Below are 14,556 nucleotides of genomic sequence, written 5' to 3' on the forward strand. Positions count from 1 at the left end.
GGCGTAGCCCACCTTGGTGCCTGGTCCGAGGATGGCCTTCACATCCGCCGCCAGCGCCTTGAAGGCCGTCACTGCCGGATAGGCGCTGGCGCTGGAGCGGATGGTGGTCAGCCCGCGCATCTCGGTCCCGATCAGGAAGGCATCGACACCGCCCGCGACGGCGCAGAGATGGGCGTAGTGCAGGATCATGCGCCGCATGCCCCAATCGGCGGTGGGTCCGGTCCAGCTGACCGTGTCGCCCGACACGGCGAATTGCGCCGGGGTGGCCGCGCCGAAGAAGCTGGAGACCTGCGTTGCGGCGGCGGCGGTCTTGTCGGCGGTCCCCGCATAGCCCGCAGCCGGGGAGCAGGTGATCCGGCCCCGCCACGGGAAACTCGGCTGGCCCGGCGTCGCCGCATTCGCGCTGTATGGGTTCGGCAGGGTGTTCGACGCCGGGACGTCCATCAGCAGGAAGGGATAGAAGGTGACGCGCAGGCCGCGCGCCTTCATCTCGCGGATGGATTGCACCACCGCGAAGTCGGCGGGCGTGCCGCCGTAGACCGGGCGGTCCTCGGCGTCACGGCTGACCAGATGCGCATTGGCCCGTGCAACGCCGTTGACCGTCCACACATTCGGGCTCGTGACCTTGGTCGCTACTTCCACCCCCGGCTTGATCGCGCAGTTCCCCGCGCGCATGTCATTGCCGAACCAGGCGACGACGAGGCTGACGCTTTCCACCGCCGGGGCCATGGCCTGCAGCCGATCGAGGGCCACAACGATGTCAGCCTCATCCGGGAGCGCGTTCAGGTTCTCGGCCGAGGTGGTGCCGCCGGTGGTCTGGCCGAACACCGTGGTCGTGGCACCGACCGTCTTGCGGACAGCTTCCGTCGCATAGGTGAACTCGCCCGAAGCGGGGATCATGGTCACGGCCTTGACCAGCCCCTCGGCCGTGTCGGGATCCGCGAGCGGCCGGAAGACCTCGAACGAAAGCTGCGGCAGACGGTTGCCGTAGGTCGAGAGCGCCAATTCTTCGAAGACGACATAGGCCGTGCCGCGATAGGCGGGCGTGTTGGTCGCGCCCATCTTTGCCGCGATGGACGGATCGGCGGTCTGCCTCTCGTTCCCCGGATACCAGCGCCAGGTGATCCCCGTCATGTCGAGCGGCTTGCCGTCGGCCCAGATGCGGCCGATGCCGGTGATCGGACCTTCGCAGAGTGCCACGGCAAAGCTGGCATAGTACATATACTCGGTCGTCTGGACCTTCCCGCCGCCGCCACCCTTGCCGCCACCTTGCGTGGAGGTCTTCGTTTCCTCGCGGAAATCCGTGGCCCAGATGATGTTGCCGCCGATACGCATGCGTCCGTAGAGGCGCGGGATGATGGCGCCTTCGGTGGCCGAAGTGATCCGCAGGCTGTCGAGGCGCTGGCCCTCGATCTTCTGCGCGGGCGCCAGCGAGGACACGATCCAGCTGTCGACGACCGACCCGATGGTGGAGCCGATGAAGCCACCGATGGCAGCCCCGGAGAAGCCGAGGATCGCGCCGCCGAACGCCCCGCCGATGGCGGAACCGACGGCACCGAGGACAAGCGTGGCCATGGGAAACTCTCAGCGTGCGGGGAACAGGAAGGCGAAGGCGATGCGGCGTCGCCAAGCCGGTGTCAGCGGTTCCTCGATCACGCCGAGGCGTTCATAGGCATGGAGGAAGGTGTCGGGTCCGGTCAGGATGCCCACATGCTTGGCAATGGCGCGCGGCATCATGCGGAACAGGATCAGCGTACCAGGGCCTGCCAGCTGAACCGGAAACTCGGGCATCATCCTGCGCGCGCCTTCGGCCAGAACCTCGCGCGGACCGGTCTCTCCCCAGTCGCGGCTATAGGGCGGGATCGGGAACGGTTCAGGTCCGACCACCTCGCGCCAGACACCTCGCGCGAGGCCGAGGCAGTCGCAGCCGACCCCGCGCAAACTGGCCTGGTCGTGATAGGGCGTGCCGAGCCAGGATCGTGCGACGGCGATGACGCGGGAGGGATCGGCGGTCTTCAAAGCACCGCCCCCTCATGCCCGCCGTCCTTCGTCGCATAGCGCAGCACGGCGTCCTGACCTGGGATGTGCGGGAAGCCCCTGAAGTTCACGACATTGGCGAACTTCGCGCTGCAGGTCGCAATCCGCTTGTCGCAGCCCGCCCGGACAATGAAGGTGTCTGTCGCGGTGATCGGGCGTACGGGCGCTTCCAGCAGTGTCAGGATCGCCACGCCATCGACGAGGTCATGCGACAGCACCTCGACCCGCCGCCCCATATTCGCGCCGGTCGACCACTCGACCAGTCCGAAGGCAAACCAGCCCGCCGCGTAGCTGGCGAGGCCCGAGGCCGTGAAGGCGCGGTCGCGCAACACATCGATGATCGCGCCGGTCCCCTTGAAAGACGGGGCCTCGAGGTTCACCCCGCAGTGCGCATCGCCCAGCGCGGCGTCGCAACTCGCCTGAAACGTCCGTCCGACCGTCTGGCCGAGCAAATGGGCGAGGCTGCGTACTTCGGCCACGAAGGCCAGCCGCCCGCGCCGGATCTGGCCGATAGCGCCGCGGCGCAGGAGCACGCGCTGCGCAGGTGCCGACCAGTTCACCCGCCAGACCTCGACAACTGCGGCGTCCCAGCGCCCGTCGAGGATGTCGGTCTCGGTGATGCGGTCCGACGACAGCACGCCTTGCGCGTCCTGCGCGTCCACAGAGAGGTCAGACCCCGACCGGACCTCGGACGCCGTCAGCCCACTTTCCGGCTCGAACTCGGTCCCGTCGAATGACAGTGTCCGGTCGTGGTCCGTGAAGCCGAAGGTCACGCCATCGGCCCGGGTGATGCGCCAGCACCAGGCCAACGTCGTCGTGCCGTCGTCCAAATGCGCCTGCAGGGCGGGCGGGAGGGATTTCACTTCCGCCCCCAGCCGCGCAAGAGCGCCACGGACGCGAGGAGCGAAGACACGACGCCTCCGGTCGCGCCGGTCAGGGCATAGAGATTGAAGGGGCGAATATCGAGCGTGCCGGTGGCCAGGTCGAAATCCGCGAGCCCCGCCACGGCGAGGCCGGAGGCGGCAAGGCAGGAGAGATAGACGAAGCCACGGGCGAGGGTCCAGTTCATGGTCATGCTCCGATCAGGGTCTTGAGAAAGGTGAAAATGCGGGTGGTCAGGCTCGGCGCCGCCTGCACGGGCGCGGGGTCGGTGGCGGCCGTGGAAGGGGCGGGTGACATGGGGATCGACGGTGGATTGGGGATCGGGCGCAGCAGTGCCAGCGCCTCGGTCTCGCTGAGCCGCCGGACCGGTCGCGAGAAATCGACCTTGCCATCGCGGTCGACGGCCCAGACCGGGATGGTGCCGGTCGGGTAGCGGCCGCTGGCAAAGAGATCGCGCTCGGCCTCGCGGCGGGACCGGATGGCGGCGGGGCGCAGCCAGCCCATGAAGGCTGCTGCGGCCGCCGCACGGTTGCCCGTGTTCAGGTGGCGCGTCAGCGCGGCCTTGGCGATGCCGCCGGTGTTGTAGTGGAAGGACACCAGCGCATCGAACTCGTGGGGTTCCAGCGGCACCTTCACGGCGCGCAGCACTTCGGCCTCGTAGGCAGCGAGATCGGCGCGGAACAGCCGGAACGCCTCACGAATCCCCGCCTCCAGATCGGTGGGCATCCCGCGCGGCATCCTTGCCGGATCGGGCGGACCGGCGGCGGCGGTGTGACCGATGCCGGACGTCCAAACGTCCCTCACATCCAGATAGGGTCCGGGCACGACGCCTTCGTGCCGGATCAGGGCCAAAAGCCCCCGATCAGAGGTTTGCATGGGTTTACCCGAGGGTTGAGAGGAAAAGGATCAGAACGGCGACCGCGAGGCCGATGCGCAGCCGGTGGGCAAAGGCTTGTCCGGGGTCGGCGGGATCGCAGCGCAGCGAGCGGGCAAGGCGAAGGATCTCATGCATCGGCGTCATCCTTCTCGGCGCGGCGGAGCCTCGCGAGGATCAGCTCGATGAACGCCGCCCCGAAGACGCCGACCAGGTAGGCGGCCGAACCGACCGCCCCTCCCGCGGCGACGGCGCCATCGGGCAGACCAAGCCAACCCGCCACGATCACGATGGAAAAACTGCCCATCCCTGCGGCGATCAACCCGCCGAGCAGGACATGGCGCAGGGCTTCGCGCAGCGCCATACGGGTGGTCAGAGCATTGGTGGCACCGCCCAGCGCGCCCCAGAAGGCCAGCATCAGCGCCGTCGAGGCGGCTATCTCGCGCCAGAGATGGGACCAGAAGGATTCGTCGTTCATGTGCGGATTTCCACGAGGGGGATCGAGGTGATCGACCCGAGGCGTTCGAGGTCGAGGGTGACGTCGAGAGCATCGGTGTCGAAACGGACGGGGACGTCGAATTCGAAGCCTGCGGTGATGGCCACGCCCGCGGCGGGGGCGATGGAGAAGGTGATGAGGCCGGTAGTCGTGGAGACCGACCAGCCGGAAGCCTGGGGCGTGCCGTTCAGGGCGATGGTCACCGTTCCCGCGACGGGCTTGGTGATGGCGCGCGTCCAGGACTGTGCGCCGGAGGTGTAACGCTTGGTGAGCTGAAACTGGGTTGTGCTGCCGTTGCCGGTGCCGATGGGCTGGTTGGTCGGGCCGGGCGTCTGTGATGGCAAACAGGACTTGAAATCGGCCCAGTCTTTGAAGCGGAAGCCGTGGAGGCGGCCGTTCCGCGCCTCGAAGAAGGCGACGACCGCCGCAAGATCATCCGCGCGGCGGATGCCGTAGGCGACGTCATAGCGGCGGCGCGAGTTGGCCCAGCTGGCGTTGCGCTCCTCGGCCCCGCTCGCCAGTTCGACGATCTGGGTGCGGCGCTCTGGGCCACCCCGCGCGCCCCGACTGATGTTGTCCGGAAACCGGACCTCGTGGAAGGCCATCACATCCCCCTTCGGCCCAGAGAGACTGCCCGGGCGATGTCGCTGGCGACCTGGGTGCGCGATTGCCGGAAGCTTTCGGCGTCGCGCGCGTTGATCGTGACATTGACGGTCGAGGCGCTGGCCTGGCCGTACCCAGCCGCCTCGCGCCGGGAGAGGACCCGCTCCCCGCGTTGCAGGATTGCGGGCACCTCGTCGGGCCGCAGCCCGGCCCAGCCCCCGTTGTGCATGCGAGGGGCACCCGCAAAGGCGAGGGCCGGGACTATCCGGCCGGGGCCTGGGGCGCCGACCATCCCGCCCGTGTGCAGGATGTTCGCGAGAATCCCGCCCGCCCCGCCTAGCGCGCCGGAGAGTGCATTGGCGATGGGGCCGAGGATGAAACGACGGGCCGCGAGCTTTGCGAGGTCAGCGATCATCGAGGTGACCAGGTCGCGGAAGTCGAGCTTGCCGGTCTTCACGAAGTCACCGATGGCGTTCTCGGCGCTCTGGAAGGCACCCACCAGTGCGCTGCCAATGTCCCCGCCGATGTCGCGCGCCTTCGCGGCGTAGTCGGCGAGCGCGGCCGTGACGGCCTGCCAGCCTGTGAGGGCCGTGTCCGCGCCTTCGGCTGCAGCGGCCCCCGCATCGCGTGCTGCGCCGCCCGCGCCATCGGCGGCGGTGGCGGTGTCGTTCAGACCGGCTGCCAGGGCATCGGCCGCGCCAGCCGCATCCGCCAGCGCGGTCTCGGCCTCGGTGCCCGTGCCGGTAACCGCATCCTTCAGCGCCTGCCAGCTGGCCAGCGGCCGACCGGCGGCATCGGCCAGCATGCCTGCGGCCTCGCGATAGCCGTTGGCTCGCGCGCGGGCATCGTCGGCCATGGTGCCGAGCCCGAGGTCGGGCGGTTCGAGGTAGGTCCGCGACAGCGCGGCGGAGAAGGCATCTGCGGCGGCGGCACCGGCTGCGGTCGCGGCCCCTTCAAAGGGATTGCCGATGCGGCCGAGTTCCACCGGGTCGAGGATGCCGATCCTGACCCCACCTTCGCCAGTGGCCCATTCCGGCAGGAGGGCCAGCGCGGCATTCAGCGTCTCGATGAAGCTGTTGATGCGGGTGACAACGCCGTTCAGCATCGCCTCGACGCCGGAGATCAGCCCGTTCGCGGCCTGGAATGCAAAGTCGCCGATGGCGTCCGGCAGACTGCCCCAGATCGCCACCGCCGCATCATAGGCGCCCTGGAAGATTGCGGCCGTCCGGTCGCCAAAGCTGACGACGCCTGCGATGGTGCCCTCGAGGGCCGAGAGACCGGCCGCCTTCAGCCTCTCCCATCCGGCCGCCATGCGGGCGAGTGCGGCGTCCAGCGACAGCCCGATACGGGACCAGACCTCGCGAGCCAGATCGCCGAGGAGCCGGAAGGCCTCGCCTACGCCGCCCACCCGGGCGACGAGCTGCGAGAACTGGTAGACCAGTTCCCCGGCGCCGACGATCAGCGCCCCGATGCCGGTGCGGATCAGGGCCCCGCGAAGGAAGACCAGCGCCGTAGCGAGGCCACGCACCGAGAGGGCCGCGGCGGCAAGCCCCGCGACCCAGCGACCCGCCATGAAGGCCGCGAACGTTGCCGCATAGGACGCCAGACGGCCGAGATTGCCGATCAGGGTATCGATGGCCGAGCGCAGGATACCGCCATCGGACGCCAGCGCCACGAAGGCCTTGGCCAGCGCCTCGATGGTCGGAGCCACGGCGACGGCGATGCGGTTCCGAAGGCCATCGAAGACTAGCGAGACTGTGCCCAGCGTCAGATGCGTGCGGCGCAGGGCTTCGAGGGCATCGCTGTCCAGAACCGCGCCAAGGTCGGAGGCTTGGTCGCCCAGCCGCGCCATCTCGGCCCCACCGTTGCGCAGGAGCGGGATCAGCCGCGTCGCGTCAGACGCCATGGCCTCGAGATAGAAGGTCATCTCCTGCTGGCTCAGGCCAGCCCGCTCCAGCGTGTCGACGTAAAGCTGCAGGGCTTCCGGGCCGGAGAGGCGGGCGAACTGGTCGGCTGTCACGCCCACGCGCGGCGCGACATTCGCGAAGAAATCCGCCATCGGACCGCCACCGGTCTGCAGGAAATCACCGACACGGTCGTTCACGTCCTTCAGGATATCGGCCAGCTTCTCCTGCTCGATCCCGACCGTCCGCGCCCCGGCCGACCAGCGTTGCAGCGCCTCGGGCGTCGCATTGGCGACCTGCGCGAACTGCCGGATCTGCGCGGCACTCTCGGCCGTGGAGCGGACAATCAGCCCGAGCGAGGCGGTGGCCGCGGCTGCAGCAGTACCGAGGGCAAAACCGGCACGGCGCGCGAAAGCAGCAAGCCGGGTGTTCGCCAGGTCCATCTCGCGCGACAGGCGGCCGAAGCCACGGGCACCGGCCTCGCCCACCCCTTCAAGTTCGGCACGCACGCGGCGTCCGCCCTCGGCCACGAGGCGGACGGAGACCTTCTTTTCAGCCATTCCGGCGTCCTTCCATCTGCTCGTTCAGTTTGCGCACCATCACTGCCTCGATCTCGGGCAGCAGTTCGGCGGCGATCAGGGGAGCGATACCCAGCGCCGCAGCCAGCGCGAGGGCAGCGCCCATGTCCCATCCGATAACGGCGCCCGGCGCGATGTGCAGCTGGCCGCCAAGGCGCTGGGTCAGGTCCCAGACCTGCCAGCCCTCGACCGTCAGCGGCTGGTTCAGTCTTGCAGGGCAGTCGAGGCAGGGGCCCGAGCAGGCCGCGCAGTAGCCGTCGCCCCCGCCGAAGGACCAGTCGGCGAGGGCGCGGAGGCGTTTTTTTTCCGCATCCAGCATCAGGCCGCGGGCAACGTATTGCGCCTGGAAGGCTTCGAAGACCGGCCAGATGTCCAGCAGGGCGTCGATCCTGGCCGGGCTGACCGGGACGAGGTTGCCTGCCTCGTCGCCGACACCTTCCCATTCCAGAAGCGCGCGGCGGGCGACGGCCTTGGCCATCGCGAGGGCCATATCCTCCTGGCTGGATGTTTCCGACAGGCCCTCGATGGCCGGATCGGCGCGGGCGGAGACCATCAGTGCGGTGGTCAGGGGCGCTACAAGGACGCGCAGTCCGGGGAGCAGGTCCAGCCATTCGGGCCGGTTCGAGAGGTTCAAACGGATCATGATCAGTATCCCGTGACGGTGTTGACGAGGACGGCAGTGCACATGCGGGCGGGGCTGGTGGCCTTGGCGGCCTGCCAGTCGAATGTGGCCTGGATGCCCTGCGGCCCGGGGATCTCGATCCGCGGGACGGGCAGGTAGACGGCATGCGCAGTGAAGGTGAAACTGGCATTCGCGCCGAGGCTGTAGGCGAACTCGAGCTCGCAGGGCGTGCCGTCGATGGCTTGCGTGACGAGGGCGCTGTCGGCGAACCGCACCTCGATCCGGCCGGTCAGCGCGGCCATGCCGGGATCGGCGCCCTCGATCTTGCCGTCGTTGCGGATGGTTTCGATCCGGTCGAGGCCGTTGGCATAGGTGATCTCGGCCGAGACGACATTGCCCAAGGCGGTGCCGTTGCGCTTCACCACCCCGTTGAAATGGCCGAAGCGCTGGAGGCCCAGCGCGGTGGGGGTGCCTGCGGCGGTGGTGGCGGCGATGGCCTCGCCCTGCGCGATCAGGCGGGCGGTCGCGGTCAGCAGGCCGGATCGGCTCATCTGCCAGCTGAGCTGGTCCATCACGCAGCCCGCATACATCGCGAACCGGGGCACCTCGGGCATCGCCACCTCGATGGCCATCGACGGCAGTGTCCAGTTCCCCGACTGGAAGGTGTGGGTCTTGGGCGTGGTCCCGGTCGTGGTCGGGGCGCCGAAAGCGGCCTTCAGCCAGAAGCCGAAGGCCTCCACATCGATCGGCACCACCACCTCACCATCGGCCGTGACGGCGTCCTTGATCGGGGCCAGGGGATCGCGGCCGTAGCCGAGCAGTTCGGAATTCAGCAGGGGCTGTTCCGCGCCGAGCGTGGTCCGGGCGAAGGGCATCAGCCGATAGCCGCTGGCGGGTGGGGTGCCGTAGACGGTTTCGAACGCAAGCGCCATCTGCGCCCGCGCGCCGTGTGCGCGTGCCATGGGGGTCTCCTATGTGGGGGATTTCAGGCCAGAGGGCCGGTCGTGGTGTAGTGCAGGACGACGGTGATCACCGCCGCCTTGAGCGCGGCGGCGCCCTCGACAGGCAGATCGACCGAGGCCGGGGCCTCGGGTTCCACCCAGTCACAGAGGCCGCTCAGCGTCCGGTCAGCCTCCAGCGCTGCGCCGATGGTGGCGATCAGGTCGTCGAAGGCGCTTGCCCGGCCGGTGCCCAACTGGACGACGACCTCCAGCTCCGCCCGGTGCTGGTAGTGGTAGCGCAGGGGTGACAGCGTGACTTCCGGATCGCCCGGTTGGCCGTCACGCAGGATGATCAGCCCTGCCGCGGGGATCCGCTCGGGCAGCACCTCGTCACGCAGGGTGAGGGCGGCAAGCGGCTGCAGCCGCGCATGCAGCGCGGCGAGGACGGTTTCGCGGGTGGTGGGCAAGGTTTGCCTTCGAGACCTCAGTACCTGAACAGAAAAGCGATCTTAGAAATTGTGGCTGCTGTTCAGTGCTATGTGGCGTTTTGAGCGTGTGTTGAGTAGTTATCGACTGGCAATTGATTTCTGAAAGCCTGAAACAGCACTACAGTCTCATTTATAGAATCCTCTGGAAATATGACTTTCAACGAAGGCAGCATGGAACAAGCGCGAAAATCACTGCTCGCGCGATAGTGCTTGGTGGCATCGCTGGAAATATTATTCGGAGCTAGTCAATTAGATTCGCGATATCCGTTCGTCCAGCCAATGCAAGGCGCGACGATGCATTGCAACATCTCCAGGTTCTAATTGCTTTGCGTGGGCGTCTGGCCTATCATTGACGATTTTAGCGTTGTCATTAAAGGTAGTCTTATCGCCGAAAACCCGCTCGAATAAGCCCCAATTCTTATTTATAACCGCAACCAATTCAAGCCAGAGGAGCTTTTCGGCGATTGCCTCCAAGTTGAACGGTTCGAGATCGGAGCGACGTTTCTCTTGCAGAGCGGCGAGCAACATCGCCTTAGCAGATTGTCCGCTCTTATCCGAAAGGGCTGCTACACGGAGGAAATTAATGGCAATTGATCGGAGAGCGCGCTCCATCATGTTTCGTCGGTACGAAATGCCAGCAAGTTCTTCTGCCCATTCGCTCATCAAGGGCCGTGACTTGTCTGCAGTAACTATGGCAGAACTCTGTTCCAGAGGCACTTCTTCAGCCACCATTGCCAAAGCCATGCGCATCATAGTGCCAGAAACTTCACCGGATGCATTCGCAATGCCATACCGACACAACGTTCGCAGCATAGCGGCCGAAAGGTCTCTATTTTTCTCAAGAAGCCCAATTGAGGGCGCTTGCAGCTCTGGGTAGACACGGAAGAGGTGCTGAAGTGCAACCTTAGCAAGCGCGGCACCCTCATCCCGACCGTAGGATTCGAGCATGGAGGTTACTGCCGACACTGATAGTGTCAAAGGGCGAACAGCAGTTTCAACTTTTCCATGAATTGACGAGCAGGCCTTGCGAATCCAGAATGGCATATCGGAGCAAAAGGACGATATTGCATCCAGCGCGGCCTCTTCAAAGCGCAGTCCTGCCATCGCACCTATGTTCTTTATCATGGCGTTTGCCGCGCCACGAGGAAGCGGGCTAAGATACTCCTCCGGAATGAATGCCAACGCCGCATTCTCAATGCCGTCAATTGACTCTACTGAGAACCAGCGGCTTGAGACGCCACTAATTAACAGGGAGACTTTGCGTTCATCACGAGCAGCAGCATGATATGCTGCTCTGACGTTTCTCCAAAACTCCAGAAACCCACGTCGCCACTGCTCGGCAGCTCCGTTTCCGGGGGTAATATAATCGATTTCGTCGAATGCGAGTACGACTGGCACGTCGAACTCTGCTAGCGCGCTTTGGAAGCTCTTTGCCGCGTCTGCGATTGAAGCTTGAGATGATATTGCGTCGACTTCCGCGTACTGACGACCAGACTTTTTGAGGCTTAGTAGTGACTGAGTTATTGAGCTAAGAAGTCCAGCTGCATCCAAGCCAAAGACGTCGTCTCGCTGACAATCGATGAAGAGAGTCACAGCATCGTAATTGTCTTTCAGTTCAGCCAGAACCCTGTGCAGGATTGAGGTTTTGCCGATCTTGCGTATGCCAAAGCACGCGCGGATATGGCCGGCTTGCAACTTGCGTGCCAGTTCCTGAGCTTCTGTGCGGCGTCCGAAGAACTGAGCGTCACTTGCAACAGGCCCTGTCACGTCGAACGGGTCTTGAGTGAAGAACTCGTAGGAAAGGAGTCGCTCCATCTCCTGGCCACGCGGCAACACGCCAGTTGATGTATATACAGGGATTACAGCAATGCCATTCTCACGCCCCCAGCGCTTCAGCTTTGCATTTCCACGCGGATCCTGATGCACAAATACGCACAGGCTTGTTTCAAGGCGACCATCCGACTCATTGATCACACGTCGAGTAAACTGCAGCGACCTTGCCTGCTGATCCGCATAGACGTTGCCTATAATCAGTATCTCGCGTTCGGCACCGAGGATGTTCTGAACACGCTTTGAACCGCGCGCATACATTACGAAGTATTCGCCGTTCTCATAGTGCCGAACTGACTCGGCGTTGATCGAAAAGAGCTCGGAAAACGCCGATATAGTCTCTGCCTTCAGTTTTTGGAGCTCGTAACCCAAGATGCCCTCACTTGTCGGCCGTCGATCTACCCGAAAGGCCCAGCTGCACACGCCATTAGTAAACATCTAGCCATTCGTGCACCAATCGGCAACGCTCCCAACGCGCCTCCACCGCCCAAGTGGAAGTAGGTCTTGGGTCCGTTGACTCTAGCCTGTTTGCACCTGAAACCACCCCGCTACGATCCGTCCCGGCACGCCGTCGATTACCCGCTCTGCATCCCGCGCCAGATCCAGCCGCTTTCGCAGTTTGACCTGCGGCACGAGGAGGAAGATCGGCACGGTGGTCAGCCCGCGGCCAGTCTTGGTGCGCGACGCCACCGCGCGGCCCTTGCTGTTCAACCGCCCCTCGGCCACCAGCAGGCTCGGGCCGGGGCGGCGGTAGACAAACCGCAGGCGCAGGCCGGTGCGGCGTTCCCATTCGCCGGGGGTGATGCGGCCGCCTTTCGTGCTTTTCCCCGCGGCCGGGGTGGGGATTGCCAGCCAGAACCCGTTGCGCGAGCGGATCAGCGGCCCCGTGTCATGCGCGCCAACGATCACCGGGGCGTTCGACCAGACCAGCGCGGCGGCGTTCAGGCTCTCGCCGCTCTTGGGATAGGTCGCGAGCCGGATCGAGTTGCCGAGCCGCGCGCCCAGCCCCGCGCCGGTGATCTGGCCGCGCCATGCGGATTTGAGGCCCGCGCCCGCCTCGCGCATGGCGGTGGTGACGGCCTTTTCGCCCGCGGCGATTTCGGCTTTTATCAGGGCGGCAAGATCGGGGCTGATTTCCAGCTTCAGCTTCATGCTGGCCTCAGATCCAGCGTCCAGATCAGCTTTTCGCGGTCGCGCAGCGGCTCCCCCTGGATGACATGGCTGTCCGCGCCGATGACGATCACATCGCCCGGGCGCGGGGCGGGGAGGTCGGCCACGCGCACATCCACCACGGTCGTGTCGCTGACGAAGCGCCCGGCGCCGAAGTCGGCGACGCGGTCGGGCGCGCGGCGGATGATGCGGATCGGGCGTTCCTCGGATGTGGTGGCCGAGATCCAGAGAGCCGGGGCCGCCATGGAGGCATGGGTGAAGATGCGGTCCATGGCGGCGGCGAAGACAGACATGGGTGGGCCCGTCAGTTCGAGCTGTGGATCCGGATGGCGAGGCGCGGCCGCTTGTTGACCGGCAGGATAGAGGCCTCGGTCATGACGTCGATCCAGCGGCCCTTTTCGTCGAGATGCTGGCGGGCGTAAAGCGGCAGGCCGATGGTGTTGGCGGTCTCGAGCAGGTTCGCCGGGCCGCCATAGGTGGTGAAGGTATCCATCGTGCCGAGCGGGAAGGCGATGCCCTCGTTCGCCGGAACCAGCCGTTCGGTCGCCTTCGTCGAGAGGGTGACGGTGCCGGAATACTCCTCGAACAGGATCCCGCCGAAGGGGAAGTTGCGCCGCACATCCTCGCGCAGGGGCTGGGCGCCCGTCGAGGCATAGAACTTGTAGGCCTCTTCCGTCTTCGGATGCGCGATCAGCTTGTCGAAGAATTCCCGGCTGACGAGGGCATGGACCGAGGTCATGGCCTCGCCCAACAGGTTGTCCTCGATGACGCGCAGCACCTCGCGAACCTTGCCCTGCACGTTGGTGCCCGCGGTGCCCAGCACGAAGTCGACCGAGATCTGCGCCAGCCCGAATTCGGTGAAGTAGTTGTAGAGTGTGGTTCCGGCCCCATCCTTCACGATGCCGCGCAGCGCGTTCATCTCCATGTATTCGCGGGTCTGGGCGTGCTTGCGGCGCATGAGCAGTAGCTTGCGGTTCATCACCTCGACCAGCGGATCTGCCGCATCGAAGGCGCCGAGCGCAGGTTGCCCCTGAATGTCGGCGGGCAGGATCACGTCGTCATGCGGGATCCAGGGCAGGGCGAAGGAGCGCATCGAGCGGCCTTCGCGCGTGCCGACGGTGGCCGGGCCACCCAGCGGCACGGAGGGCAGAAGGCTCAGCACACCTTCATATTGCTCGATGATGACGGAGCGCTGGCTGACGCCTTCGAAGCGGAAGAGGCCGATCTGGCCGAGGCGGGTGTAGAGGTTGGGCAGGATGTTGATTGCCTGCGTCATCTCGGCCAGCGAATAGCCGCCAGCGTCGAAGGGATTGCGCACGAGGGTCATAGGATACTCCGGAGGATGAGGGGGCAGACGAGGATCAGACGCCGTCGCGGGCGATGATGCCGACGGCGGCCAGCTGAGTGAGCTTCGTGGTGATCTTGGCCGCGTCATCGACGCTGGCGTCATAGGCAAGGCCCGCACGCGAGACGATCGCCGGGCCGCGGGTGAGGACGACCCCCACTGCATCGGCGAGCGTCGCATCGACGGCATAAAGGAGCACGGCGGTCGCCACCTGCGCCCCGTCCGAGCCGCTGGCCGTCGCGAGCTTGTATTTGCTGTTCACGGTGAGTTTGCCCAGCACCGAGCCGACCGGATAGGGCATGCCCATCAAGAGCGTCACGGTCTCGCGGGTGTAGTTCGGGTTGACCTCGTATTTGAGGACATCGCCCATGCTGGGCGGTTCCGTCAGGACGGGCATGGTTCAGTCTCCAGGTTGTTGGGGGATAGGGAGCGCCGGGATCAGCGCGACGCGGCGGCCGATTTCTTGGCGGCCGTCACGATAGGGCTTTCCTTTGCGCCTGCCGCGGGGGCGGTGGCGATGATGCCCGCGGCATCACTGCGGGCGGCGAGTTCGGCCAGGACCCTGGCGCGCAGGGCTGTTGATTTCCACCCAGAACTGAGCCGGGTAGGCGCATAATTTCCACTGAGAATTGAGCCATGTGAACCTTTCCCCGGAGCGGAGAGCGGCGGGGGCAACGGAGTGATCCACATGGGACATTTGAACATCATCCGCCGGATGCATTTGCGGCAGAAGCTGTCGATCCGGGAGATCGCCCGGCGCACGGGGCTGTCACGGAACACGGTGAC

18 protein-coding genes and 1 pseudogene are annotated in these 14,556 nt (G+C 65.7%); 1 reads left to right on the plus strand and 18 read right to left on the minus strand.

The window, feature by feature from the left end; all coding sequences use genetic code 11:
• The 18 genes and pseudogenes from ACE3P6_RS15955 to ACE3P6_RS16040 all read right to left on the minus strand — a co-directional run.
• On the minus strand, nt 1-1,575 hold a 1,575-nt coding region (locus tag ACE3P6_RS15955; protein WP_374396943.1), incomplete at its 3' end, for a glycoside hydrolase TIM-barrel-like domain-containing protein.
• A gap of 9 nt (nt 1,576-1,584) precedes the next feature.
• Entirely contained in the window at nt 1,585-2,019 is a 435-nt protein-coding gene (locus tag ACE3P6_RS15960) for an NlpC/P60 family protein (RefSeq protein WP_374396946.1), read from the minus strand.
• Nucleotides 2,016-2,900 (minus strand): DUF2163 domain-containing protein, encoded by an 885-nt coding sequence (locus tag ACE3P6_RS15965; protein ID WP_374396948.1) that lies wholly within the window; start codon nt 2,898-2,900, stop codon nt 2,016-2,018. The genes ACE3P6_RS15960 and ACE3P6_RS15965 overlap by 4 nt, the downstream gene beginning before the upstream one ends.
• Nucleotides 2,897-3,112 carry a hypothetical protein gene (locus ACE3P6_RS15970; protein WP_374396950.1) on the minus strand — a complete coding sequence of 72 codons (216 nt, stop codon included), beginning with the start codon at nt 3,110-3,112 and terminating at the stop codon, nt 2,897-2,899. The genes ACE3P6_RS15965 and ACE3P6_RS15970 overlap by 4 nt, the downstream gene beginning before the upstream one ends.
• Nucleotides 3,109-3,795, minus strand: a complete 687-nt coding sequence (locus ACE3P6_RS15975; protein WP_374396952.1) for a lysozyme — start codon at nt 3,793-3,795, stop codon at nt 3,109-3,111. The genes ACE3P6_RS15970 and ACE3P6_RS15975 overlap by 4 nt, the downstream gene beginning before the upstream one ends.
• A gap of 4 nt (nt 3,796-3,799) precedes the next feature.
• Nucleotides 3,800-3,931, minus strand: a complete 132-nt coding sequence (locus ACE3P6_RS15980) for a hypothetical protein (RefSeq protein ID WP_256480212.1) — start codon at nt 3,929-3,931, stop codon at nt 3,800-3,802.
• Entirely contained in the window at nt 3,924-4,271 is a 348-nt protein-coding gene (locus ACE3P6_RS15985) for a hypothetical protein (RefSeq protein ID WP_374396954.1), read from the minus strand. The genes ACE3P6_RS15980 and ACE3P6_RS15985 overlap by 8 nt, the downstream gene beginning before the upstream one ends.
• The gene (locus tag ACE3P6_RS15990) at nt 4,268-4,894 is read right to left on the minus strand and encodes a TIGR02217 family protein (protein ID WP_374396957.1); all 627 of its coding nucleotides are present in this window, start codon (nt 4,892-4,894) and stop codon (nt 4,268-4,270) included. Before ACE3P6_RS15990 ends, ACE3P6_RS15985 begins: the two co-directional genes overlap by 4 nt.
• Entirely contained in the window at nt 4,894-7,356 is a 2,463-nt protein-coding gene (locus ACE3P6_RS15995; protein WP_374396960.1) for a phage tail tape measure C-terminal domain-containing protein, read from the minus strand. Before ACE3P6_RS15995 ends, ACE3P6_RS15990 begins: the two co-directional genes overlap by 1 nt.
• Nucleotides 7,349-7,480, minus strand: a complete 132-nt coding sequence (locus ACE3P6_RS16000) for a hypothetical protein (protein ID WP_374396962.1) — start codon at nt 7,478-7,480, stop codon at nt 7,349-7,351. The genes ACE3P6_RS15995 and ACE3P6_RS16000 overlap by 8 nt, the downstream gene beginning before the upstream one ends.
• Before the next feature lie 98 nt (nt 7,481-7,578).
• A pseudogene (locus tag ACE3P6_RS16005) lies at nt 7,579-8,017 on the minus strand (hypothetical protein).
• Between the two features lie 2 nt (nt 8,018-8,019).
• Nucleotides 8,020-8,958 (minus strand): phage tail tube protein, encoded by a 939-nt coding sequence (locus tag ACE3P6_RS16010; RefSeq protein ID WP_374396964.1) that lies wholly within the window; start codon nt 8,956-8,958, stop codon nt 8,020-8,022.
• 23 nt (nt 8,959-8,981) lie between these two features.
• Nucleotides 8,982-9,404: an acyl-CoA transferase gene (locus tag ACE3P6_RS16015; protein ID WP_374396966.1), complete on the minus strand. Its 423-nt coding sequence runs from the start codon at nt 9,402-9,404 to the stop codon at nt 8,982-8,984.
• A gap of 270 nt (nt 9,405-9,674) precedes the next feature.
• Complete coding sequence (locus ACE3P6_RS16020; RefSeq protein WP_374396968.1) at nt 9,675-11,627, minus strand: hypothetical protein; 1,953 nt, start codon at nt 11,625-11,627, stop codon at nt 9,675-9,677.
• A 147-nt stretch (nt 11,628-11,774) separates the two neighbouring features.
• On the minus strand, nt 11,775-12,407 hold the full coding sequence (locus ACE3P6_RS16025; protein WP_374396971.1) for a DUF6441 family protein: 633 nt from the start codon (nt 12,405-12,407) through the stop codon (nt 11,775-11,777).
• Nucleotides 12,404-12,718 carry a hypothetical protein gene (locus ACE3P6_RS16030; RefSeq protein ID WP_374396974.1) on the minus strand — a complete coding sequence of 105 codons (315 nt, stop codon included), beginning with the start codon at nt 12,716-12,718 and terminating at the stop codon, nt 12,404-12,406. The genes ACE3P6_RS16025 and ACE3P6_RS16030 overlap by 4 nt, the downstream gene beginning before the upstream one ends.
• A gap of 11 nt (nt 12,719-12,729) precedes the next feature.
• The gene (locus ACE3P6_RS16035; RefSeq protein WP_374396975.1) at nt 12,730-13,752 is read right to left on the minus strand and encodes a major capsid protein; all 1,023 of its coding nucleotides are present in this window, start codon (nt 13,750-13,752) and stop codon (nt 12,730-12,732) included.
• Nucleotides 13,753-13,786: 34 nt separating this feature from the next.
• Nucleotides 13,787-14,167, minus strand: a complete 381-nt coding sequence (locus ACE3P6_RS16040; protein WP_374396978.1) for a head decoration protein — start codon at nt 14,165-14,167, stop codon at nt 13,787-13,789.
• 291 nt (nt 14,168-14,458) lie between these two features.
• Here ACE3P6_RS16040 and ACE3P6_RS16045 point away from each other — a divergent pair.
• On the plus strand, nt 14,459-14,556 hold a 98-nt coding region (locus ACE3P6_RS16045; RefSeq protein ID WP_374396981.1), incomplete at its 3' end, for a winged helix-turn-helix transcriptional regulator.

Origin of the sequence: Tabrizicola sp., assembly GCF_041911175.1 — a bacterium.
Classification (GTDB): Bacteria; Pseudomonadota; Alphaproteobacteria; order Rhodobacterales; family Rhodobacteraceae; genus Tabrizicola.